This window comes from Streptomyces sp. NBC_00178, from assembly GCF_036206005.1.
Lineage (GTDB): Bacteria > Actinomycetota > Actinomycetes > Streptomycetales > Streptomycetaceae > Streptomyces.
The window spans coordinates 64,787-88,202 of record NZ_CP108143.1; the positions used below are offsets into that span (position 1 = coordinate 64,787).

The window sequence follows — 23,416 nt, forward strand, 5'->3', positions numbered from 1 at the left end:
CGTCGTCCGCGACGGGGCACACGTCGGGAGCACGACCTGGCGCGGCACCGCCCTCCTCGACACACACTTGGCAACTACGTGTGCCCGATCCGCGTCGCTTCGCTGCGCCGCTCCGGCCCGTTGTCGAGTACCGGCCCGCCCGATGCGGGTGCGCGGCCCCTTGGGTGTGATCGTTCACGGCCGGAGCTCGATCACCGTCACGGCTGAGACCGAATCCGGAAGGAGCCCGCCCCGCGGCCAGGCCTTTCGGCCTGGCCGCGGGGCGGGTGACCGCTATGCGCGGATCGGATCGCCCCTGTCGCTCATCGGACGATGCCCGCGGCTCTCACCACGGTCTGTGTGACGGTGTTGCCGCGGCTGTCCCCGGCGTGCACGCGCAGTGTGAGGTACCGCGCGGACTTGGGCGCAGCGAGCGTGGTACTCACCTTTCCGTCGCCACGGCCACTGATGCGTGCCGTCGTCCAGGTGGTGCCTTCGTCATAGGAGACCTCCACCTTTCGTGTGTGCAGCGCCGCACGCGGGCCACCCTGCAGGTGTACGGGCTTGACGATCAATGCCGCGTCCCGGGCAGCCCTGCCGTCCGCGTCGGTGGGCAGGTCGTAGTCCACCTGGATCAAGGGGAGTTGCTCGGTCCCATCGGCACTGCGGGGTGTGGATGAGACGAACGACCACTCGGTGCGGGTACGGGTCGAGTAGGGATACTCGGAAGTGCCGTCCCGGGTTCCCGTGTACACCAGACGGTAGGCGCCCTTGGCGGGCGGAACCGTGATCCAGACTCCGTTCTCGCTCGTGCCGAGCAGGGAGGAGCCTCGGTACAACTCGGTTTTGCCCGTGGTCTCGGCACTCCCGAAGGAGGAGAAGTTTGCGTGGTCACTGCCCGAGTCGCCCCAGCCCGGGATGACGACATCGATGAGGTCGCCGGTTCGGGTGGGCCGCTGGACCGTGCTGTTGATGCGTGGGCGGATCACCGCTCCGAACCAGTGCACGTCGGTGGTGCGGCCGGCCGGGTAACGCACCTGGTCGGAGGTGCTGAAAGCGACGGGGAAGAGCAATGCCTCCTCGGACCAGCTGAACGCGTCATCGGCCGTGACGTAGTCGGTGCGGTGCGTGCCGGCCGTGCTCAGTCGGGTGGTGTCGACGTTGTACGCCGTCCACGGGTGGATGTCGTAACGGTTCTCGTACACCTCGCGCCCGTTCGGGTTGCGGAAGTCCGTCTCGACGCGGGCGAGTTGCCGGTCCTTGGGGGCATAGGTGAGATCTGCGGGGATACGTCCCTTCCAGGTGCGGACGAGGTCGTACAGGTAGTCGCTGTCGGGGTGGGACGCGGCGCGTAGGGACACGCCGGCCGAGGGACTAGCGTCGACGCGAGCCATCAGCTTCTCGCCCTGGGTGCGGGACAGGCCCACGACCTGGATGCTCGACTTGATGATGGGTTCCCGCAGACGCCCGTCGAGGTCGTTCACGAACAGGAGCAATTTCACACCGGCTGCCTGCGCGGCCCTGATCTGGTCGTCCGCGGTGTCGTCGTCGCTGGAGTCCCAGGGCACGACGGCGGCCTTGCCGTTGGCGTCGACACCCTTGTAGTCCGCCGCCATGCCGGCGCCGGGGTGGATCAGGTCGAAGCCGTGGTCGCCGTCAGGGAGACTTGCGGATCCGGGCAGGATCCACAGGTCGTCGAACTCCTGGGATCCGGCGGTCACCGACAGCAGCGGCTGCTGGTCGCGCCAGCGGACAGTGAGGTACTGGGAGCCGTCGGCGCCCGGTGCGGTGGGCGCCGTCCAGATGCTGTCGTAGCCGTCACCGAGCTGGACGCTGTCGGTCAGCGAACTGTGGTCGTCGAACTGACGGTGGAAGTCGAGGCGCCGGAAGAGGTTCTCCGTCTTCCGCGCCGTCCTGGCGGAGACCTCACGCAGTTTCGTGCCGTCGAAGACGAGGTCGGTGTCTTCGGTGATGTCCACCTGCGGGAGGACCATGCGTGCATAGCCGGCCGAGGCCGCGCCGTGCGTGCCTTCTACGCGGAAGTCCGCGTAGACGGTGTACCGGCCGGACGGCAGCAGTTGGTCGGAGACACCTCCGCCATAGATGTAGGTACCCGCGTAGTCGTCACCCTTGCGATAGAAGGTGAGGGCGCCGGAGGTGGCCTCACCTGAGCGCCCGGTGATCTTCGCGTTGACGTGGGTGAGCCGCTGGCGGGTGCTGACGCCGAGCAGGGTTCGGGTGCGAACCTTGCCGTCGGCGGACGCGGTGAGCCGACCGGTCCAGCGCTGCAGTTCGCCGGCCTTGCCGCGGTCGGTGCGGACGGTCACGGCCGCGGTGCCGTGGGCGGGGACCTCCTGCCGGTCCTGGGACAGGGTGAAGACGCCCGCCGGGACACCAGGTGCGTCCACCGCCAGGTCCACGGTGACGGCCCGGTCCGATGTGTTGGTCCAGGTGACCGTGGACTCGACGACGGCCTGTCCCTCGCCGGGCGCGTGGATCCCGGCGTCCGCCGTCCCGGTCGCGGTGAGGGTTCCCACTGCTGCGGCGGCGTCGACGCGACCGTTGCCGCCGTCGTCGATGGTGTTACCGGGCGTCGGATGGACCGTGCTGACCAGCGCGTCCTTGAGGCGGGTGCCGCTCCAGTCCGGGTGGGCGGCGGCCACCAGGGCCGCTACGCCGGCCACGTGCGGTGTGGCCATGGAGGTACCGCTGAGAGTGAGATAGGAGCCGGATCCCGTAGGAGCGTACTGCGATCTGGCGGCGAGGATTCCGACGCCGGGCGCGGTTATCTCGGGCTTGAGGGCGTCGTCGCCGTAGCGCGGGCCGCGGCTGGAGAAGTCCGCGACCGCGTCGGCGGAGTCCACCGCGCCGACGGTCAGTGCAGAGTCCGCGGTGCCCGGCGACCTGACGGTCTGGGCTTCGGGTCCGCTGTTGCCGGCCGCGATCGTGAACAGCGCACCGGTCTCCGAGCTGAGCGCGTTCACCGAACGGGCGAGAAGGGTCTCGCCGTCGGCGCTCTCGTTGCTGCCGAGGCTCATGCTGACGACTCGGGCGTGCACGTCCCGCGCGGCCCATTCCATGCCGGCGACGATCCAGGAGTCGTAGCCCGACCCCGCGTTGTCGAGGACCTTGCCGACATGCAGGTCCACGCCGGGCGCGACACCCTTCTCCTTGCCCTCGGAGGCAGCGCCGCTGCCCGCGATGGTGGAGGCCACGTGCGTGCCGTGCCCGTTGCGGTCGGTGACATCCTCGCCGGGCACGAAGCTGTCGCTGTCCTCCACGGCCCCCTTCAGATCAGGGTGGCCGGGGTCGTAACCCGTGTCCAGGACGGCCACGTCGACGCCGTCGCCGGTGTTGCCGCCGGCCCAGACGTCGGGGGCACCGATCTGGGCGGCCGAATCGTTCAGCACGGCCTCGGCCTTGCCGTCGAGCCACACCTTGGAGATGCCGCCCTTGAACGTCGCGTCGGCGTCCCGGGCCGAGCTTGCGGAACCGGAGCCGGTCAGAGCGGCCCACAGGGCGCCACCGTCCTCCCGGTCCCCGGCCAGCGCGACACCGTTGACGCTGCTGAGCGGCACCGTGACGTCACCCGGGATCGCGTCACCACGGCGGCGCAGGGTTGCCGCACCCGCGTCCTTGCCGCCATAGGTCACGATGAGGGGCAGATGATCGAGACGGGCGTCGTCGTAACCCTCAGCAATGAGCTGGGTGACGTTGAACAGCCGCCGGTCCAGGGATCCGGCCGCCAGGTACGGGCGGGCTGAGTCCGGATAGACATAGGTGTCGCCGCCCACCGTCATCACCCGGGCACCCGCGGGCTGACCATCGGGATCTTCTACGGCTACGGTGCCGGGGCCGCCGTCAGCGGCGGGAGTGACGGTGACCTTGTCTCCGGTGAGGAGGGTCACGGCCACTGCGGTAGGTCGGCCGGTGGAGGTTCGGGCAACGATGTCGGACTGCGCGGAGTTGGCCGCGCCTGGAGCCGGGGAAGGGTTTGCCGACGCGGGCACGAGCGGGGTCGCCGCTGTGACCAGGACGGCGGCCGCGAGCACGAGCAGGCGGTTCCGTCTTCCAGAAGGTTGGTGTGTCAACGGGAATCCTGACTTGAATGATCTTACAGGCCGACGGGAATGTATGTCCTGGAGGTCGATCTTGGGAACCCCCTGCGCCAGACGCAACACACCGTCAATTCCCAGGTGACAAAGGCTAGTTGCCGTTCGATATTTCGATCACCGGTAGGCGGTAGGCGGTAGGCGGAACGGTTGCCGCTGGTTTCGGTTCCGGCCCGCACCGTCGGTGCATCGGTCGGTCATGGCCTGGGCGGAAGTCCGACCCGGAAGCAAGGTGGTCACACCGCCGGGGCGTTTCCGTGGACCGCGTCGCCGTGAGCCCACGCAGCGGCCAGGTGCGGATGGGACGTGAGACCGCCGGGGTGTACACCGGCCCTTCGCAGCTCGTCGTTGGCCGAACCTCCCGTGACGGCGTTCTGTGAAAGAGCCCGCCGGCCGGGGCGGTTCCTCCGGTACTCCTCGTCATGAAGCTGACGTCAGTGCGGTCGTACGCCTCCGCCTCGTCGTGGTAGCTCGAGTCCCGGTCTCCCCTGCCGGAGCGCTGCACCCTGGTGAGCCTGCTGCGGGCTTGAGGTTGCGGACCATGTGTCGTCGAGGCTGGTGAAGTAGATCGAGTAGCCCGTCCGACAGGCGGCGATCGCGAGAGCGACGGCGACGGCGATGTGCGTCTGGCCCGCTCCTGGCGGCCCGAGCAAGGCGGCGTTGGCTTTGGCCTCGACGAACGACGACGTGGCGAGATCCTTGACCTTGCGCGGGTCGAGTTCGGGCTGAAAAGAGAAGTCGTAGTCGTCCAGCGTCTTGTGGTGAGGCGGCTTCGAGATTCGCAGACCGGTGCGAAAGCGGCGGTCTTCGCGGACGGCGAGACCTTCGGAGAGGACCAGGTCGATGAAATCGAGGTGACCCATCTTGGCCTCGTCGGCGCGCTGGGCGGATTACGTCGGGTCTTCGGCCAGGTGTGGCAGGTGCCGGCGTACACGTGAATGCGTGAGGCTACTCCAGTTCCTGGCGGGTACCCGTGGCGGAGGCGCGTCGTCACGGACTCGCCAAGGGTGCGAGCCCTCCGACGCAGGGAGTGGAAATGAGGCTGCGCGACTTCGCTCGAGCCACGGCTTCCCGGGGTTCAGCAGAGGTGCTGAGCGGCCGGTACCGTTTGGACGGCCGCCTCGGCTCGGGCGGCGCCGCGGACGTGCACCGTGGGTTCGATCTGCGGCTGAGACGACCGGTCGCGGTCAAGATTTTCCGGCCCGATGCAAGTATCAGCGGGAAGGAGGGCTTGGACAGCGAAGCGCTGATCTTGGCCCGGCTCCACCACCCCGCACTCGTTACCGCTTTCGACGCCGGGCAGCACGACGGGCGTGCCTTCCTGGTCATGCAACTGATCGAAGGCATCACGCTGAAGGAGCGCATAGCCCAGGGACCGCTGACCCCTGAGGTCGCTGCCTCACTCGGGGCCGCTGTCGCTCTGGCTCTGGATCACGCGCACGCAGCCGGAATCATCCACCGCGACGTGAAACCCTCCAACATTCTTCTGGACCACGCCGACCACCCCTACCTGGCTGACTTCGGCATTTCCCGTCTTCTAGACACCACCAGTCACACGGCCACTGGCACACTCATCGGCACGCCCGCTTACCTCTCGCCCGAGCAGGTCCTCGGCCGGACCGTCGGCCGGCCTGCCGATATCTACGCCCTCGGCCTGGTACTCCTCGAATGCCTCACGGGAACGCTCGAATACGAGGGCTCCCCTCTGGAGGCCGCGATCGCACGACTGCACCGTCCCCCGATCCTGCCCCCTGAGCTCCCCGAACAACTAAGCCGCCTGCTGAGCAGGATGACGGCCCTGGACGAACAGGACCGTCCACCGGCCCGCGACTGTGCCCGCGAACTGCGCGCAGTAGCCGACACAACAGCCCCCCGTCCCCTCGTTCCTGTGCCCCCCACCACGAGCCTCGTCGCCACAGGACCGTCATCACAAACGGGCGGCTACACGCACCCCCGTCCCGGGCTCGGCGAAAGGCAATACACCAGCCCACCTCCGCCCGCGCGGAGGCGCACCCTCGTCGCCGGCACGGCCGTCGCACTCACCACTGTCGTGGCGACCGCACTCGGCGTCACCGGCACCTCCACACCGCAAGACAACGACCGCATCGCCACCAGGGCCACAGGTGCCCCCAGCGGCATGACGGACACACCCGGCAACACAACCCAGCAAAGGACACGCGGTGCCTCGCCGACGGCGTCGTCCCCTGACCACAATGCCTCTTCCGACAAGCGCCCCGACGCATCCGCAGGCAACTCAGCGGACGGGTCAACACGACCCACACCAAGGAACAAGGACACTCCAAGAGTGCCAACGGCAAGTGACAAGGCGACCCACTACCGCCCCCAACCACCCGGTCATGCAAAGAAGGCAGACACGGAGGACAGCAAGGCCCGAAAGAAGAACAATCAGCGGCCCCGAAACGCTGACGTAACACCCCCCGGGAAGGAGCATCCGGACGGGCCGTAAAAGTACTTAGTCAGGGCCGCTTACACCATCGCCGGGAGGTATCCGGCCCGTAATTCGCGTGACCCGCTATTTCCGGCGAATGACAGCCGCCTGTATGAGCGCTCTGCGGCCGGCTGCCTCACGAGCGCCCAACCAGGTGCGGATTCCGGTAGCGCCCCTCTGCTACAGGTGGCTGACAAGGCATGGTGGGTGAGGATGTGACGTGGCGACACCTTGGAGCGGGTCGGGTGGAAGGGAGTGAAGCTTGCGCCGCCGTCTCGCTCCCTCGGCCCAGCCCACCGCAGTGCCGTACTGGTGAGTGACACCATTGGCGGGGCCGCGCGGTGGCCGCGGTAGGCCGGGGCGGTTCGGCTGAGCACCCCGCCTACCGCGTGGCGAAAAGCGGTCACGGCCCGGCAGGCTCTGGGTTCGGCCGGGCCCCGCGTTGTCCTTCTCGCTTCCCCCGGTGCCGGGATGTGACCGGTGCTCAGCTCATCGCGCCGTCAGGAGCCCGCGAGTCGGGCCGCGAGGTAGGGCGCGGTGGCGCTGCGGCGGGCCTTCGCCACCTTGGCCGGCGGGCCCACCGCGACCACCCGCCCGCCCGCGTCGCCGCCGCCCGGCCCGAGGTCGATGACCCAGTCGGCGGTGACGATCGTGTCGAGATCGTGCTCGACGAGGACGACGGTGTTGCCGGCGTCGACGAGCCGATGCAGTTGTCGCAGCAGCAGTGCGACGTCCGAGGGGTGCAGCCCCGCAGTCGGCTCGTCGAGCAGGTAGAGCGCGTGGCCGCGGCGGGCTCGCTGCAGTTCGGTGGCCAGTTTGATGCGTTGTGCCTCACCACCGCTGAGTTCCGTCGCGGGCTGTCCCAGCCGCAGGTATCCCAGTCCCACCTCGCGCAGCGTCTCCAGGCTGCGGGAGGCGGCCGGGTTGGCGGACAGGAACGTGGCGGCGGTGTCGACGGACAGCCCCAGGACTTCCGCGATGTTCTTACCGCGGTAGGTGATTTCCAGCGTCTCGGCGTTGTACCGGGCGCCCCGGCAGGTCGGGCACGGTGCGTAGGTACCGGGAAGGAACAGCAGTTCCACCGCGACGAAGCCCTCGCCCTGACAGGTATCGCACCGCCCTTCGGGCACGTTGAAGGAGAACCGTCCGGCCGAGTAACCGCGCGCCGTCGCCTCGTCCGTCGCCGCATACAGCTTGCGGACCGCGTCGAACATCCCTGTGTACGTGGCCAGGTTGGACCGGGGAGTGCGGCCGATGGGCCGTTGGTCGACGCGGACCAGCCGGTCGAACGACTCGACCCCTGAGGCGTCTTGGACGTCGACCTCCAGCTGCGCCTCGTCTGGCTCCTCGGGTACGAGTCCGAGGTGTCCGCGGACGACCTCGGCGAGCACCTGGGTCACCAGCGTCGACTTCCCGGAACCGGACACGCCCGTCACCGCCGTCAGTACGCAGAGCGGTACGTCGATGGACACGTCGTGCAGATTGTGGCGGGAGACGCCGCTCAGGTGCAGCCAGCCTTGCGGAGTGCGCGGGCGGTGATCGAGTGGCGTGGCGCGCCCGAACAGGTACTGGCTGGTGGCCGACTCCCTCACCCGCTCCAGACCGGCGACCGGACCGCTGTGCAGCACGCGCCCGCCGCCCTCGCCCGCGCCGGGGCCGATGTCGACCACCCAGTCGGCCCGACGTACGACGTCCATGTCGTGTTCCACGACGAACAGAGAGTTGCCCGCCGCCTTGAGGCGGTCCAGCACGTTCAGCAGCGGTTCCGCGTCAGCCGGGTGCAGGCCCGCGGAGGGCTCGTCGAGTACGTAGACGACGCCGAACAGCCCCGAGCGCAGCTGGGTGGCGATCCGCAGGCGCTGCGCTTCGCCGGGCGACAGGGTCGTCGAGCGGCGCCGGAGGCTGAGATATCCGAGGCCCAGGTCGAGCAGTACATCGACCCGCGCGACCAGATCACCGCAGATGCGGACCGCGACCTCGGTCGTCTCCCCGGATCGGGCGGTCGACGTGGTCGCGTCTGCCTCGTCCCGCCTCGCGACGGGCCGCAAAAGGACCGCGACCTCGGTGAGCGGCATCGCGTTGATCTCCGCGATGGAGTGTCCGGCAAAGGTCACGGCGAGCGCTTCGGGACGTAGTCCGCTGCCCTGGCACTCCGGGCATGGCACACTCCTGACGAACCGGAGCGCCCGTTCGCGCATCTTCTCGCTCTTGGAGTCGGCGAGGACGTGCATGACGTGCTTGCGGGCACTCCAGAATTTGCCCTGGTAGCCGTAGTCGACGCGGTCCTCCTCCGGCTCGATGTACACGGAGGGCTGCTCGTCCGTGTACAGCAGCCAGTCCCGGTCCTTCTTCCTGAGTCTGCGCCACGGGCGGTCGATGTCGATCCCCAGGCCGTTCACGACGCTGCGAAGGTTGGCGCCCTGCCAGGCGCCCGGCCAGGCGGCGATCGCTCCCTCGCGGATGCTCAGCGAGGGGTCCGGGACGAGGAGGTCCTCAGCGACGTCGTGTACGACGCCCAGTCCGTGGCATTCCGGGCAGGCGCCGGCCACGGTGTTGGGTGAGAACGATTCGGCTTCCAGCCGTGCGCTCCGGGGCGGATACGTGCCGGCGCGGGAGTACAGCATGCGCAGCAGATTGGACAGCGTGGTGATGGTGCCGACCGTCGAGCGCGAACTGGGCGCCCCGCGTCGCTGCTGCAGGGCCACGGCCGGTGGCAGTCCGGTGATGTCCTGCACGTGGGGTGCACCGACTTGTTGCAACAGCCTTCGGGCGTACGGTGCTACGGACTCGAAGTAGCGCCGCTGGGCCTCAGCGTAGAGCGTGCCGAACGCGAGCGAGGACTTGCCCGAACCGGAGACACCTGTGAAGGCGACCATCGCGTCCCGCGGGACGTCGACATCGATGTTCCGCAGGTTGTTCTCACTGGCGCCCCGAACATGCACATAGGGGTCGACCGTGTCCTTGTTCACCATTCCTGAGTACCTGATTGCGCCCGGAACCGCGCGACGGGCGCTGTCACCGTGCCTCGCTCACACGAGCGTCCGGCGTGCGTCCGGCGTGTCCCGGACCCACTTCGACGCACGACCTGGCCGGGTGTTCGTGTCGTCACGGCGGGTCACGTGAGCCCTGCCCGGGTGACGAACACGGCGGAAACGACGAGCGTCCAGCGGGCACGGGTAGCGCGGCAGAGGCCTGGAGGCCACAGTCGCCGGTCGCGCGGCGGCAGGGACGGGCGGCCCGGGCTTCCCTGTGGCTCCGTAGGGCGCCCGGCCCGGTGGCTCGTCGAACGTTCGCCACGCCGCCCGGCCGGTGCCACACTGGTCGGACGAGCCCGGCACGGGCCGGCGCCGGTACGAGCGGCCGCGACGGGTGCCCTGAAGAAGCGTGCGGATCACTCGGGCCGCCTCTGGCAGCCTAGCTGTACCGCCTGCCCGGCCGGGATGGTCTGACGCGACGGTGAGCGGCCGTTCGCGGACCCGTGCCCGCGGGGCTCAACGCGCCAGGACCGGCCGGGAGGCGGCCAGTGATTCCGCCATCACTCACATTGTGGGGACGAGCATTGATCGCCGAGCCCGGAAGGCCGCCCAGTGCAGACTGCCGGCCCGCGACGAGTAGGCTGATCGTTCGTGGTCGGACCGGGGAGGTCGGCGTGGACTATGGCGACAAGCTCTTCTGGCTTTCGGTAGTGATTCAACGCAAGTACGCGCAGATCTGCGCCGAGTTCGACCTGACCTCCTCGCAGGCCACGCTGCTCTGCGCAATCAGGGACGAGCCGCGGCGGATGGCCGACCTCGCCGCGTCGTTGGGTATGACCAAGAACGCATTGAGCCAGCTGGTGGATCGCACCGCTCGGCGCGAGTTGGTCGGCAGGGCAGGTTCGGCGCAGGACCGGCGGGTCGTCATGCTCAGTGTGACACCCACGGGGAAGGTGCTGGCCGAGGCCGTTTACGCCGAGGTCGCCAAGCGCCTGCCCGAGATCGCGAGGAGCCTGGACGCCGACGACCAGCGCGACTTCGAGCGCCTGGCCACCGCCATCGTGGACACCTCGGACCTCTCTTCGCCCACCTCGGACTGACGCATCACGCCGCGAGGTCCCTCTTTACCCGCACCTTGACGTAGTTCATGCCGTGAACTAATTTCGTTCACGCCGTGAACTAGTGAAGGGTGGCAGCGATGAGCACACAGACGACCGGCACGATCGCGGTCTTCGGCGCAACGGGGCAACAGGGCGGGGCGGTGGTCGACGCACTGCTGGACCACAAGGCACGGGTGCGGGCCTTGGTCCGCAACCCGCAGTCCGACCGGGCTCAGGAGCTGACCGCCCGCGGCGTCGAGCTGGCGGCCATCCGGGTCGACGACCCGGCGTCGCTGGCCGCCGCGCTGGCGACGGTCGAGGGGTTCTACTTCATGACCCCGGAGGCGAACAGTCTCGAAGAGGTCGAGGCGGAGATCCGCATCGGGACAGCACTCGTCGACGCGGCGGTCGAGGCAGGCGTCCCGCACGTCGTGTTCAACTCGGTCTTCGGAGCGGAACGGGAGTCGGGTGTGCCGCACCACGACTCGAAGCACTGGATCGAAGAGCACCTGAGGAAGTCCGGCCTCAGGGCCACGATGGTTCGCGCGACCGCCTTCATGGAGAACTTCGCGAGCGTGATGGCACCGAGCCTGGAGCACGGGGAGATCGTGCTGAGGCTGCCGCTGCCGGAGGACGTCGCCCTGAAGATGATCTCTGTCAGGGACATCGGCCGGGTCGCCGCCGCGCTCCTGCTCGACCCCGCAAAGGCGCCCGGCGGAGCCGTCGCGCTCGTCGGCGACGAGCTGACAGGCCCCCGGATCGCCGCGGCGTTCGGGACGCGCGCCGGGCTCCCGGCACGCTACGAGGCCCTCCCGTTGAGTGTGCTTCCCAACGACCTCGACCAGGCGATGTTCCGCGAGTTCGCGACGGCGGCGCAACACACTTCGGACCCCGCGGCGGTGCGCTCGATCGAGCCGGCCACCCTGGACCTGGTCGGGTGGATCCGCGCTACCGGCTGGACCGCGTCCAAAGACGTGGCTGGATCCTGAGCCTCCGGCCGCGAAGCCACGCTCTCTACCTGCCTCGCGGCCTTCGGTCCGGACGGGTCCGGACAGGTCCGGACGGAGACTCTCTGCAGCAATTCCGCGCCCTGGGACCTGCACGTCTCCGTACGCTCGAAGAGCATGCAGGAGGGATTTTCCCGCCACCCGGACCCGGACCCGGACGACGAGTCGGCGTTCTTCTACCGTCACTTGGCCGCTGTAGGGACCAGGCACTCGTATGAGACATCGCAGGAGGCTGCCGGCTACCGGGCGCAGCCAGCCGTCCGGGCCTGGGTGGATGTAGCGCCGGTACTGGCCCGGCCCGACGTCGCGGACGACCACCTTTGGTTGGGACCCGGTAGGAATCGGACAACGCAGCCGCGAGGAATACGCCAGGACCTACGAGCTCAGCCTGCTGCCCCTGCGCGACGTGCTGACGCTCGGTGGGTGGTGGTACGAACTTGGTGATGCTCCCCTGCACCGGGCGCATGCCACGGTCCCCTCGAATGCGTCCACGAGCCGTACTTCGGCTTGGAACGCGAAGGGGTTCAGGCGTATCTCATCGCGCTCCCCGTCGACACTCTGCTCGTCAACGTGCACGGCCACGTCTGATCCACCCCACCCCTACGGCCGTTCGACGTCAACTCGTGCCCGGCCCCCGCACCGCGCCCGAGGCGGAAGTCGCCCGTCGGCGGCGGACGGTGGGTCCGGGTCGGCGACCTGAAGTGCAGCCCGCCCGGCATCGCTCCCGGTCGGCTGGATCGTCGACCGGTGTGGCGCCCGGCCGGGGAGGGCCCGAAGCCACCGTTCTCGCGGACGGCTCGATTGGGCTACGCGTCGCACCCACTCCGCCCTGTCGCGGATCCAGCCGTTCCGTCCCGCGACGTCCCGCCCCAGGGACTCGGAGAGTGGCGTCTGCGCAGGTCAGCGCGCGGGACGTCTCGGGACGAGGCCACTTCTGCGTTGGCTGTGGCCAGTCACCGCACCGCACCCTCAGTCTCGTTGTTGTGGCGGCCGGCACGTTGGACACCGCCCGTCTCGGGTCAATCGAGGGACACGGCCTTCACCGCCATGGCCGGGGTCGCCGCCGGCGACAGCAATCCCGTTCGACGCACAACTGAGCAAAGGAAGAGTCCGATGAAGAAACGCGTGAGTCTGCGGAGCGGGCTGGCCGCCAGTGTGGCCGCCTCGGTTCTGGCCGGGGGGTCCGTGGTCTTCGGAGCGTCTCCTGCGGCGGCTGCCGCCTGTGGCGCATCGCTCAGCGCTCAAACGGCAGGAGCTTCGGCCGCGTGGGACGTGGCCTGCGACGCCGGCCATATCCGCGTCGTCGGATGGGTCAAGGACACCGACAACGACGGCCAGTGCGCCCGGGTGCGCGTGGAGTACGCCAACGGGGACAAATGGTATAGCCCCCGGGCGTGCCCCAAGGGAACGAAGGTCAGCTTCGGGTCGCCCTGGAGCAGCACCAAGTCCCAGATCATCAACGCGTATCTGTACGAGTTCGACGTCTGAGTGCGGCGGGCGGCCCGCTGCCCGGAGAAGGCTGATCGAGGACTCCGGCAAGTGCATTGCCTGGCCCCGGGGTTCCTATGAGGAAAACACGAAAGTAGGGAACTCGCAGTGAAGGCTTCACGGAAGATCCGCACACTCACCGCTGGTACGGCGGCCTCGCTCGTCTTGGGCGTCGGTGCGACCCTGCTGACTGCCGGCCCTGCCGCGGCTGCCGGCTGCGGGGCCGTTTTGAACCCCGAGACGACCGGTGCCGAGGCGTTCTGGGAGGTGAAGTGCATCACCGAAAGCAACGGAGCCAAGCGCGTAGGCATCGCCGGATGGGTGAAGGACACCGACAACGACGGCCAGTGCGCCCGTGTCAAGGCGACCTTCCCGAACGGGACGACCTACTACAGCCCGCAGGCCTGCCCCAAAGGCACCAAGGTGAACTTCAGCTCCGGCTGGCGCAGCGGAGCACTCGTCGACGCGTACCTGTACGAGTACGACGTATGACGTCCTGACCACGGTCATGCCCGTACGGCAGCGGGGCCGGACACGACGTTCCGACGCCGTTGGTCAATTCTGGCTCTTGCCTGACGTCGGCTCCCAAGGCCTGGTTGTGGTCTTGGGAGCCGACGTTGTTGTTCGGGGGGGCCGGTGTCGATGCGGCCGCAGGAGGCGGGAAACTCCGGTGGAGACCGTGCGGGTGGCGCGGGCGGCCTTCCCGAAGAGGAACCTGGCGATTCGGGTTCAGGATGGCCTGGTTGTTCTGTTCACCGATGAGCAGTTCGAGAGTCTGTTTCCAGTGCGGGGGAATAGTGGTGGTCAGCGCTGTCCGATCGAGGCGCAGCGGATGGTGAGCTCCTGGACTTGCACTTCCTGCTCGGCGGGTTCCTCCCCAGCTCCGCACGTTCCGTCTCGGACGCGGACAGCTCATCGGCGCGCGTGCGCCGCTCCGCCTTCGTACGGTGAAGGGCCTGTTCACGACCGCGCTCTAGGTCCTGCGACGTCTGGCGCAGGGCGACGATCGCGCCTCCTTGCCGATCATTGGGCCTTGTCAGCGGGGCGAGCTCGTTGGTCAGTGCGGTGTGCTGCCGCTCCAGGGCGGCCAACTGCGACGTGAAGGAGGCGCGCTCGTCGCTGAGAGTGCATAGCCGCCTCGCACATGGCAGCTCCCCTATGGAGCGGAATGGCACCGCAGGCGAGCGGTGTCGAGGCGAACGGGCGGGCAGGAAGCGATGTTCGGGCTGAGCACGCACCGAGTGGGTGATGGAGGGGGCGTCGAGGAGGCCGTGGACGTCGTCGTAAGCCTGGGCGGAGGTGCTGTAGCCCCAGATGATTGCGGGCGCCTTGCGAAGCTGGTCCGTCTCACCGCTGCTTTCGGTGCACGGCGGCGGACGGGCCCCGGTCTGTCCGGACCCCGCCCGCCGGCCGGGGCGCCGACGCCCCGTCAATTCCTCCAGGTGTACTCTGCCGGCGCCTACCTCCCGAGGGTGAAGGTGTCGATGTCGAACAGGGATCCCGCGCCGCCGGTGAAGGTGAGGAACACCGGTCCGGTCGGTGTGCCGGAGAGCGCTGTGGAGACCGTGCTGAAGGTCTCCCAGCCTCCGGTGTTGGGCACGGAGACCGTCCCGATCACCGGTCCGGTGGCCGAGCCGGAGCGGACCTGTACGGTGCCGCCCGCCCCGGCCGAGGAGACCTTGGCGGTGAAGGTCTTCGCACCCGTCAGTGATGCCTGGGCGTAGCCCGCCCAGTCGCCGTTCTCGATGTAGCCGAGCGTCCTGCCGCCGCTGGCCGGGGCGTGGTCCGCTGCCTGGACCCCCTGCGAGGAGGTGTAGGACTCCCCCTCGTAGGTGGTCGAGGTGGGCGGGTTCGTGCCGCCCAGTTCCTTGATCCGGATGTTGCGGAAGGCCACGTCGTCACCGGTGCCGTGGTTCTGGATCCCGATGTATCCCTGCGCGAGCGAGCGAACGGGGTCGGTGTTGGTGAAGTCGTTGACCCTCGTTCCGTTCAGGAACACCTGGAGCCGTTCGCCCTCCACCCGGATCTCGTACGTGTTCCAGCTCCCCGGCGGGTTCAGCGCCGCGTCGCGCGCCGCGATGTCCGCCGACTTGAAGCCGTAGACGGCCCCTGTGGTGCGGTCGGCGGAGTCGGTGGCGTCGATCTGGATCTCGTACCCCTGGCTGACGGCCGAGTTGGGGTCGTCGGAGGCCGGGAAGCCGACGAACACGCCGGAGTTGTCGTCTCCCGGCATCCGCCAGTCCAGCTTGAGCGAGTAGGAGGCGAACTCCTTGGCACGGTACCAGTACAGGCCCATACCGCCCGTCGACGTGAGGGTGGCGTCGGTGTTGGTGAAGCTGCCGGGCCCTGCCTGGGACCAGCCGGTGGTGGAGCCGTTGTAGAGGCTCGTGTAGCCGGTCTCTGGGCGGCAGTCCGCCTTGGCGAAGCCCGCCGCGTACCGGATGCCGCCGAGCAGCAGCGAACGGAAGGCGGGGTCGGCGTACGACTCCTGGGTGTGGCCGAGTCCCGTGTAGAAGGAACGGCCGCTGCCCTGCGGGTGGCACCACGTGATGGGGTGGTCGCCGCTCATCTCGCCGCCGTTGTAGCTGCCCTCGTCCAGGCTCTGGAGCACCCGCACGTCGGGGCGCGGGTTGGTGCGGTAGTTGTACCACTCGTCGGTGCGGCTCCAGGTCTGGCCGAGGTGGGAGGTGGCCGGGTTGGCCCGGTCCTCGGTCCGTACCGTGGCCTGCTGGATCGCCGGGTGGCTCTTGAACCAGGCGCCGACGAGCTGCTGGTACTGCGGCCATTCGTACTCGGTGTCGGCCGCGGCGTGGATGCCCAGGTAGCCGCCGCCCCCGTCCACGTAGGACTGGAGGGCTGACTGCTGGGTCGTGTTCAGGACGTCACCGGTGGTCGAGAGGAAGACCACCGCCTTGAAGCCTGCCAGGTTGGCCGTGGTGAAGGCGTTGCTGTCCTCGGTGGCGGTGACGGTGAAGTTGTTGGCCGATCCAAGATCGCGGATGGTCTGGGTGCCGGCCGGGATGGAGTCGTGGCGGAAGCCGGCCGTCTTGGAGAAGACCAGCACCTTGTAGGCGGGGTCGGCGGCGGGCGCCGCCGAGGCGGGCGTCAGGAGCGAGCCCGCGAGGCCGAGCGCGACGGCGAGGGACGAGGCCGCCCTCGTCGACAGCCGGCTGAGTCGAGGAAACATCATGGTCCCTTTCCCGTCCGTCACTTGGTGAGGGTGAGGGTGTCGATGTCGAACAGCGACCCTGCACCACCGGTGAAGGTGAGGAACAGAGCGCCCGAGGACGCCGTACCGGTCAGTGTGGTCGAGACCGTGGTGAAGGTCTCCCAGCCGCCGGTGTTGGCGACCGCCACCGAGCCGAGCACGGCGCCGGTCGCCGAGCCGGAGCGGATCTGGACGGTGCCGCCCGCGCCGGCCGAGGACACCTTCGCACTGAAGGTCTTGGTCCCGGCCGTCGGGACCGCCGCGTAACCCGCCCAGTCGCCGTTCTCGATGTAGCCGAGCGTCCTGCCGCCGCTCGCGGGGGCGTGGTCGGCGGCCTGAACACCCTGCCCGGAACTGAACGACTCGCCCTCGACCGTCTGACTCGATCCGGTGCTGCCCGTGGCGAGGGTGAACGCGTCGAGATCGAAGAGGTTGCCCTGTCCGGTCGCACCCTTGAAGACGAGGAACAACTCTGTGCTGGCTGTGGGAACGTTGGTGAGGTTCGCCGATACGTCGACGAAGTTCTCCCAGCCGCCGGTCGGTGCGACGGCGGCGCTACCCAGCAGCGTGCCGGTGGCGGAGCCCGCGCGCACCTCGATCGTGCCGCCGGCACCTCCCGAGGAGACCCGGGCGGTGAAGCGGGTGGCGTTGGCGAGGTTGTACGGCGTGAAGGACACCCAGTCGTTGTTGTCGGTGAACCCGACGGTGCTGCCGCCCTCCGCCGTGCCGTGCGCGGCGATCTGGATGCCATTCTGCGCGCCGAAGTGCTCGCCCTGCCGGTGGCGCGGCTGGAGGATGCGCGCGCTGTGCGTCGTCAGTCCGGCGGCGTCGGTGTACTCGGCGTCGAACACTCCGTAGATGTTGGCCGCACTGTCGTGCTCGCCGTCGGCGGGCACGGTCAGGTTGCCGGAGCATCCGGTGGTCTGGGTGATCTGATGCCGGTGCTCGTCGTGGCCGAGGAGGTAGGTGACCTTGACCTTGGAGCAGTCGATGGTGCCGTCCTCGGGGTCGCTGACCGACACCTGGAAGGGCACGGTGTCACTGAAGGAGAACAGCTGGCCGTCCTTCGGGGACTGGAGCGTGACCGTCGGTGCGGTGTTCCCCGCGGTCACCACGAGACTGGCCGAACCGGTCAGCCCTTCGGGGTCCTTGACCGTGAGGGTGGGACGGAAGGTGCCGTTGGTGGTGTACGTGTGGCTCGGGCTGGCCGCGGTGGAGCTGGTGCCGTCACCGAAGTCCCAGGCGTACGTGAGGGCTCGGCCCTCGGGGTCGGAGCTGCCGGCCGAGGAGAACGCGACGGTCAGCGGCGTCGGTCCCGAGACCTTGTCGGCGGCTGCCTTGGCGACCGGGTTGCGGTTGGCGGCGCCGATGTACTCGACCCGGTAGAGGGCCTGGTTGTTGCCGCCGGTGCCGTAATCGAGGACGTAGAGGGCTCCGTCGGGCCCGAAGGCCTGGTCCATCACCTGCGTACCGGTCCAGGGGAAGGCCTCGATGACACCCGGAGTTCCGTCGGACTTGACCTCGATGGCCTTGATCCACTTACGGCCGTACTCGCCCGCGAAGAAGCGTCCGTCGAGGGACTGGGGGAACTTGACGTTGGAGTTCAGCGCCGCGTCGTAGCGGTAGACCGGGCCGCCCATGGGGGATTCGGAACCGCTGCCGAACTCGGACGGCGAGCCGGCGTCCCCGGCGTACCGGATCCACGCCGGCTTGGCGGCGGGGAGGGTCGGCAGGCCGGTGTTGCGGAAGGAGTTGTTGGCCGGGCCGGAGCCGCAGTTGTACTTCCCCGCGGACGGACCGCTCGGGAAGGTGTACTCGCCGTACGTCTCGGTGGCGGTGTTCGTACCCGTGCAGTAGGGCCAGCCGTAGTTGCCCGGGGCGGTGATCCGGTTGAACTCGACCTGTCCGCTCGGGCCCCTGCTGCCGTCGGTGACGCCCGCGTCGGGGCCGTAGTCACCGAGGTAGACGGCACCGGTGGCCTTGTCGACGGACATCCGGAACGGGTTGCGGAACCCCATCGCGTAGATCTCGGGGCGGGTCCTCGCCGTGCCGGGCGCGAAGAGGTTCCCGGCGGGCACGGTGTAGCCACCGGCGGCGGTGGGCTTGATCCGCAGCACCTTGCCACGCAGGTCGTTGGTGTTGCCCGAGGAGCGCTGGGCGTCGAACTGCGGGTTGCGGTCGGTCCGTTCGTCGATGGGCGAGTAGCCACTCGACTCGAAGGGGTTGGTGTCGTCACCGGTCGTCAGATAGAGGTTCCCGGCGGCGTCGAAGTCGATATCGCCGCCCACGTGACAGCACTGGCCACGGTCGTTGGGGACTTCCAGCACGACCTTCTCGCTGGCGAGGTCGAGGGTGCCGTCGGCCTTGAGAGTGAAGCGGGACAGGTTGAGGTGACCCTTCCACGCCTCGAACGTGGCGGCGCTGCCGGTGACGGGGGCGTCACCGCCCGGGGTGCTGAGCTTGGGTGAGTAATACAGGTACAGGTAGCGGTTGGAGGAGAAGCCCGGGTCGGCGGCTATACCCTGGAGGCCCTCCTCGTCGTGCGTGTAGACGTCCAGCTTGCCGGCAGTCTTGGTGTTGCCCGCGGCGTCGGTGTAGCGGACCGTGCCGTCCCTGGCCGTGTGCACAACGGCCCGGTCAGGCAGCACTGCGAGCGACATGGCTTCGCCCAACTCTGCTGCGCCCAAGGCGAGTTGTACTTGCTGGTAGTCGCCGGCCGGGATGGCCGCAGCAGCGGCCTCGTGCTCGGGGTGGCCGGGGTGGGCTGAGGCTGCGGGGCCGCCGAGGGCACCGCCGCTGATCACCAGGCCGAGTACCGTGAGCCACCTCAACCACGTACGTCTCGGCCGTGACCGTCCTGACAGTCCTGACATGGAGCGTCCTTCCTGACCTTGGGGGGAGTGAGTCAGGCATGAGCGCGCGGCTAACACGCTGCCGTGTCACTGAGGGAGGAACCTGCGCCCGGGTGATGTCCCGTCAGCCGGGAAGCAGCCGTACCGATCTGTGCTGAAGCTGCGAGAGCTTTCGTTGCGCCATCGGGATACGTGCGGATACTCGCGAGATTTTGCATGCTGGCAATGCGGGCTTAATTTGTCAAGCGTGTGGTCAAATTCCCGGAGCCCCTCTGGGCAGCGGACGCGCATCGGCCTCAGTGAGCCGCGCATGGATGCGATATCACCGCGCGAACGCTTTAGTTCTTAATTCAAACTAAATGTCCGCATCCCCTCCCGGCCGAACCGGGCACCTGCGGAGGAAGCCAGAACGACATCAGCCGTGCCGGCCACCAGGACGGCCACGGGACGGGGGGGGCGGCGCACCCGGCGAGGAGGCCACGCGCGTGAGTTGGCATCAGCGCCACGATCGCCCTCACTGGTGGCCGCAGGACGTCTGACCATCGCGGCCGAGAAGATCGACGGCAGCAGGCCGAACGTTCGGGTTCTCGTCCTGCACAAGCTCGCGGGCCCGGCGTCGCTCCGGCGGCATCTGCTGGAGCTCGGTGAAGTGGATTCCAGGGGGCCACCGTTGTGGCCGGTGACCGCGAGGGTCGCCGAGGGGTCTTCGACGAGGGCTCGCCGGTGCCGCATCGCGACGTCCAGGGCCTCACGAAGTCGCCGTCGCTCAGGCTGTTGGCGTCGAGCCGCCGAGGGGCTGGGCCGGCCTGCCCGAGGGTCGCACCCAGGATCATGGAGTCGCTCTCGGCCGCTTTCCCGAGAAGGCGTCGGGCACACGCCGTGTCTTGGCCGCCGCAAAGGCACCACCAGCCCTGGCACGCTGGAGATGCCGCGAGGTGTGACCGAGATTGCGACGATGCCGAGCGCTGTGACTGCTGTGCTTCGCCGGTTGAGAGGGAGGACCGGCAACACGATCGAGTGGACGGGACTCAGATGATGCGGGTGACGTCGGGGAAGCGCCGGGTGGGGTTGTCCAGCAGCGGGCGCCGCCGGTTCTTCAGGGACTGGTCGAAGAAGGCGGTGAGGCAGGCCCGACGTGCGTCGGTGAAGCTGACCGGGTCGATGTCTCCGATCATGGCGGCTACGGCAGCGGGCGGTGGGGTGCCGAACTGGGCGGCAAGCGCGGGAATGAGTGTCTGGAAATCGCTGTAGGACTGGTGACGTGCCTGTGCGGTCCACACATCACGCTTCCAACCGGTGGAGTTCCTCCACAGAGCCTGCCAGGCGGGCACGTGGGTGTGCGTGAAGGGAAGCTCAGGTGTGTACGAACTACCCGCCAAGAGAAAGGGTTGCCGCAGTCCCGTACGTGTGACAGGTGCGAACAGTTCCGGGTCGTCCAGGCCGTAGCCGAGCGGGCCCTCCATTATCGCACCGGCGCTGATACGTCGGTCCAGGCGCATCGCCTCGGCTGCGGCCGTGCCGCCCAGGGAATGGCCGAAGATGCCGACCGAAGACAGGTCGAGTGCGGCTCCGAGTCCGGCCGGAAGTGCGCGGCCGCCGGAGTCGAGGTGACGACCACGGGCGAGCAGCCGCAACTGGTCCAACAGGAATCGCAGGTCCGCCACCCGACAGTCCACGGCAGCCTTCATTACCTCTGGTGACAGCGTGCCGACCAGCGCAGGAGCGGGGGTCATGACACGGCCGTCGGGAAACTCGACGGCGAGCGCTTCGTATGTGTGGTCGACGGCTACGACCGCGTACCCGTGGCTGGCCAAGTCGGCGGCGATGGTGGTGTCAAGGAAGCGCGGGTTGAGTCGGCCGGGCGTGTAGAGCACGACAGGCAGCCGTTCGGCCAGGTGCGCTGCCGGGGCGCCGACGGTCGCATGTGTGCCTATGTGGGTCCAGTCGACGGAGCGGGCGGGGATGCCCAGGGACCCCGCGAAGGTGTCGAAGGCCGGTCCGAGACCGGACGTGGCGTAGGGCGCTGCCGGTCCCTCGGCGTTCGGCCGCGCGGGATACCAGACGGTGATCATGAGTTCTCGTGGCTGGACGGCATCGTCGACCCATGGGTCGCTTCGCCGAGGGTCGACCAGGTGCAGGTCAACAGTGCTGACCGAGTGGGGTCCGGTGGGAGCGGGAAGGTCGCAGCGGAAGAGTCCATTTCCCGGGTTCGCCGCGGCAAGGGCGGCGGACGCGGGGAGCACGAGGGTGGCGGCGGTGGCCGTGAGACCGCCAAGGATTCGGCGACGGGTGACTGAACGACCCGGTGCGCCTGCAGTAGTTGGGATCATGACTTGATAATGGCAGGGGCCCCGGCCCGTGCTCACGACTTTCTTGAATTGACGGCAGCACGTGAGGGCACGCGAGGGCTGTCCATCGAAAGCGGACCTTGAACATTGAATGATCGAGGCTCACGGTGCGGGGAGAGCACACGGCTGAGCACTGGGCAATGCTGAGGCCGTTGCTGCCGAAGTGGGCGAAGGGGTAACGGCCGCCGGTGTGGCCCCGGCGGCGGTTGACCGAGGCATACGGTTCCGGATCCGGACCGAGCAGGTCCGCGCGCCCCGCGTCAGGGCGGCTGCCGCGCGTCCGCGCCGATGCGGGGCACGCCCACGAGGCGAACGCGTCCCGCAAGAACCGCGACCACCTGCGTCGTCGCGACATCCGCTGCGCCATCCCGGACAAGGCCGGCCAGACAGGTCATCGCAAGAAGCTTGGTTCCCGCAGTGGCCGACCGCCACGTTTCGACCCGGCCGACCGGCGCGGGCTGCACGCCGTCGAGTGCGGGATCAACCGCCGCAAGGGGCAACGTGCCGTTGCCACGCGGCACGACAAGCTCGCCGTCCGCTCCGAGGCGGCCGTCCGGCTTGCTCGGGTAACCCTCCAGCATCCCGTCACAGGTCGAAGACATCCGCAGCTCAGCGAGCTCGATCGAACGACCGGACGAGAGGACTGTGCGGCTCAGCGGCATGCCGGGAACCTATGCACATGATCCGCTTCCGATACCCGGCCTGGTTCTCGCCGACAGAAGTTCTCGGCACCCCGCAGGACTCTGGAGGCCCACCGTCGCCTGCACACCCGCGCTGCAACCACGGGCAATCGGAGCCGGGCCGCAGCGAGGGGAAGAATGAGCACTCACCACCCGACAACCTGGGCTTGACCTGCGACTGTGCAGGTCTGCGCTGCGGTGGGCGTCAGCCGGTCTGACCGGTCGGCATGATGACCGTCTGCTGCAGGGTCACGTGGGCGGGCAGGCTGACGGTGAAGGTGACGACGTCAGCGATGTTCTCCTCCTGCAGCCACTTGAAGTTTTCCTTGGTTCCGCTCAGCCATGCATTCACGTCGTCGTGCTGGACATGGTTGTAGAGCTCGGTCTCGGTCAGTCCGGGCTCGATGGCCGAGACGCGGATGCCCTTGGGGCCGAACTCCTCACGCAGGGTCCGCGAGAAGTGGGTCACGAACGCCTTGGTGCCGGCGTAGACCGCGAATGGCATGAAGAGGTTCTGCGCGGCAATGGAGGAGGTGTTGATCACGTCGGCGACACCACCGCGTGCAGCCGATTCGACGAGCTGATCGGTGAACGCCGCGATCACGGACACCACCGCGGTGGTGTTGAGGTCGATCTGGCGGTTCGAGTCCTCGATCCTCTCGCGCCCGAAGGGAATGGTCGGCAGCATGACGCCGGCGTTGTTGATCAAGATGCTCGCCGGTCCCAGCTGGTCCTTGACGTGCCGCGCGGCACGGGCGACGGCTTCGGCGTCGGTCACGTCCGTAGTGATCGCGATGGCCCGGCCCCCGGCCGCGGTCAGCTCCTCGACCAGCGCGTTCAGGCGGTCCTCACGGCGGGCGACGAGCGCGACGGCCGCGCCGCGGGCGACGAGCTGGCGTGCGGTCGCCTGCCCGATGCCGCTGGATGCCCCGGTGATGACCGCCACTCGTCCACTGAGGTTGGATTCCAGTGTCATGGTGACTTCTCTCCGTTAGTTTCTGTGACTTTTACCTTCACCTCCATCCAATCTCAGCCAAAGGCGCTCTACGACCCTGAAAGTGGTACACCTCTGCCTAGGTCCGGCAGTACCACCCTGTGCAGCCCGGCCGGCTTCCCTGTGCGCTGCTCCGACCTGCCCTGGTGCGTTTCGGACCCGAGAACTCACCACACCCCAAAGTTCCCCCCACCACGGTCGCCACCAGAACGCCGGCGAATGAG

At 68.5% G+C, this 23,416-nt stretch carries 12 protein-coding genes and 2 pseudogenes; 6 read left to right on the plus strand and 8 right to left on the minus strand.

The window, feature by feature from the left end:
* Window positions 1–302 precede the first annotated feature (302 nt).
* Window positions 303–3,887: a S8 family serine peptidase gene (locus OHT61_RS00280; protein WP_329033917.1), complete on the minus strand. Its 3,585-nt coding sequence runs from the start codon at window positions 3,885–3,887 to the stop codon at window positions 303–305.
* A gap of 723 nt (window positions 3,888–4,610) precedes the next feature.
* A pseudogene (locus OHT61_RS00285) lies at window positions 4,611–5,011 on the minus strand (ATP-binding protein); the annotation flags it as partial.
* 116 nt (window positions 5,012–5,127) lie between these two features.
* Here OHT61_RS00285 and OHT61_RS00290 point away from each other — a divergent pair.
* Window positions 5,128–6,558 carry a protein kinase domain-containing protein gene (locus OHT61_RS00290; protein ID WP_329033919.1) on the plus strand — a complete coding sequence of 477 codons (1,431 nt, stop codon included), beginning with the start codon at window positions 5,128–5,130 and terminating at the stop codon, window positions 6,556–6,558.
* A gap of 482 nt (window positions 6,559–7,040) precedes the next feature.
* Here OHT61_RS00290 and uvrA read toward each other — a convergent pair whose 3' ends face one another.
* Window positions 7,041–9,512 carry an excinuclease ABC subunit UvrA gene (gene uvrA / locus OHT61_RS00295; RefSeq protein WP_329033921.1) on the minus strand — a complete coding sequence of 824 codons (2,472 nt, stop codon included), beginning with the start codon at window positions 9,510–9,512 and terminating at the stop codon, window positions 7,041–7,043.
* Window positions 9,513–10,189: 677 nt separating this feature from the next.
* Between uvrA and OHT61_RS00300 the strand changes: the two genes are divergently transcribed.
* The 5 genes and pseudogenes from OHT61_RS00300 to OHT61_RS32450 all read left to right on the plus strand — a co-directional run.
* Window positions 10,190–10,615 carry a MarR family winged helix-turn-helix transcriptional regulator gene (locus OHT61_RS00300; protein ID WP_329033923.1) on the plus strand — a complete coding sequence of 142 codons (426 nt, stop codon included), beginning with the start codon at window positions 10,190–10,192 and terminating at the stop codon, window positions 10,613–10,615.
* 98 nt (window positions 10,616–10,713) lie between these two features.
* Window positions 10,714–11,604 (plus strand): NmrA family NAD(P)-binding protein, encoded by an 891-nt coding sequence (locus OHT61_RS00305; protein ID WP_329033925.1) that lies wholly within the window; start codon window positions 10,714–10,716, stop codon window positions 11,602–11,604.
* 1,131 nt (window positions 11,605–12,735) lie between these two features.
* Entirely contained in the window at window positions 12,736–13,110 is a 375-nt protein-coding gene (locus OHT61_RS00310; protein WP_329033927.1) for a hypothetical protein, read from the plus strand.
* 108 nt (window positions 13,111–13,218) lie between these two features.
* On the plus strand, window positions 13,219–13,602 hold the full coding sequence (locus tag OHT61_RS00315) for a hypothetical protein (protein ID WP_329033928.1): 384 nt from the start codon (window positions 13,219–13,221) through the stop codon (window positions 13,600–13,602).
* A gap of 112 nt (window positions 13,603–13,714) precedes the next feature.
* A pseudogene (locus tag OHT61_RS32450) lies at window positions 13,715–13,903 on the plus strand (hypothetical protein); the annotation flags it as partial.
* Window positions 13,904–14,569: 666 nt separating this feature from the next.
* On the opposite strand, the gene OHT61_RS00320 reads toward OHT61_RS32450, so the two are convergent.
* From OHT61_RS00320 to OHT61_RS00340, 5 genes are all read right to left on the minus strand, one after another.
* Entirely contained in the window at window positions 14,570–16,297 is a 1,728-nt protein-coding gene (locus OHT61_RS00320; RefSeq protein ID WP_329043029.1) for a ThuA domain-containing protein, read from the minus strand.
* Window positions 16,298–16,317: 20 nt separating this feature from the next.
* On the minus strand, window positions 16,318–19,149 hold the full coding sequence (locus OHT61_RS00325) for a carbohydrate-binding protein (protein ID WP_443049333.1): 2,832 nt from the start codon (window positions 19,147–19,149) through the stop codon (window positions 16,318–16,320).
* A 1,049-nt stretch (window positions 19,150–20,198) separates the two neighbouring features.
* Window positions 20,199–21,500 (minus strand): alpha/beta hydrolase family protein, encoded by a 1,302-nt coding sequence (locus tag OHT61_RS00330; protein WP_329033932.1) that lies wholly within the window; start codon window positions 21,498–21,500, stop codon window positions 20,199–20,201.
* 278 nt (window positions 21,501–21,778) lie between these two features.
* Window positions 21,779–22,180, minus strand: coding sequence for a hypothetical protein (locus OHT61_RS00335; RefSeq protein ID WP_329033933.1), 402 nt, complete (start codon window positions 22,178–22,180; stop codon window positions 21,779–21,781).
* A gap of 223 nt (window positions 22,181–22,403) precedes the next feature.
* Window positions 22,404–23,144, minus strand: coding sequence for an SDR family oxidoreductase (locus OHT61_RS00340; RefSeq protein ID WP_329033935.1), 741 nt, complete (start codon window positions 23,142–23,144; stop codon window positions 22,404–22,406).
* Between the last annotated feature and the right edge of the window lie 272 nt (window positions 23,145–23,416).

What these genes read in the sequence shown, in the direction of transcription:
- OHT61_RS00330 (WP_329033932.1), bottom strand. Translation starts at nt 21,500, where the DNA reads ATGATCCCAACTACTGCAGGCGCACCGGGTCGTTCAGTCACCCGTCGC.
- OHT61_RS00335 (WP_329033933.1), bottom strand. Translation starts at nt 22,180, where the DNA reads ATGCCGCTGAGCCGCACAGTCCTCTCGTCCGGTCGTTCGATCGAGCTC.
- OHT61_RS00320 (WP_329043029.1), bottom strand. Translation starts at nt 16,297, where the DNA reads ATGTTTCCTCGACTCAGCCGGCTGTCGACGAGGGCGGCCTCGTCCCTC.
- OHT61_RS00310 (WP_329033927.1), top strand. Translation starts at nt 12,736, where the DNA reads ATGAAGAAACGCGTGAGTCTGCGGAGCGGGCTGGCCGCCAGTGTGGCC.
- OHT61_RS00305 (WP_329033925.1), top strand. Translation starts at nt 10,714, where the DNA reads ATGAGCACACAGACGACCGGCACGATCGCGGTCTTCGGCGCAACGGGG.
- OHT61_RS00290 (WP_329033919.1), top strand. Translation starts at nt 5,128, where the DNA reads ATGAGGCTGCGCGACTTCGCTCGAGCCACGGCTTCCCGGGGTTCAGCA.
- uvrA (WP_329033921.1), bottom strand. Translation starts at nt 9,512, where the DNA reads ATGGTGAACAAGGACACGGTCGACCCCTATGTGCATGTTCGGGGCGCC.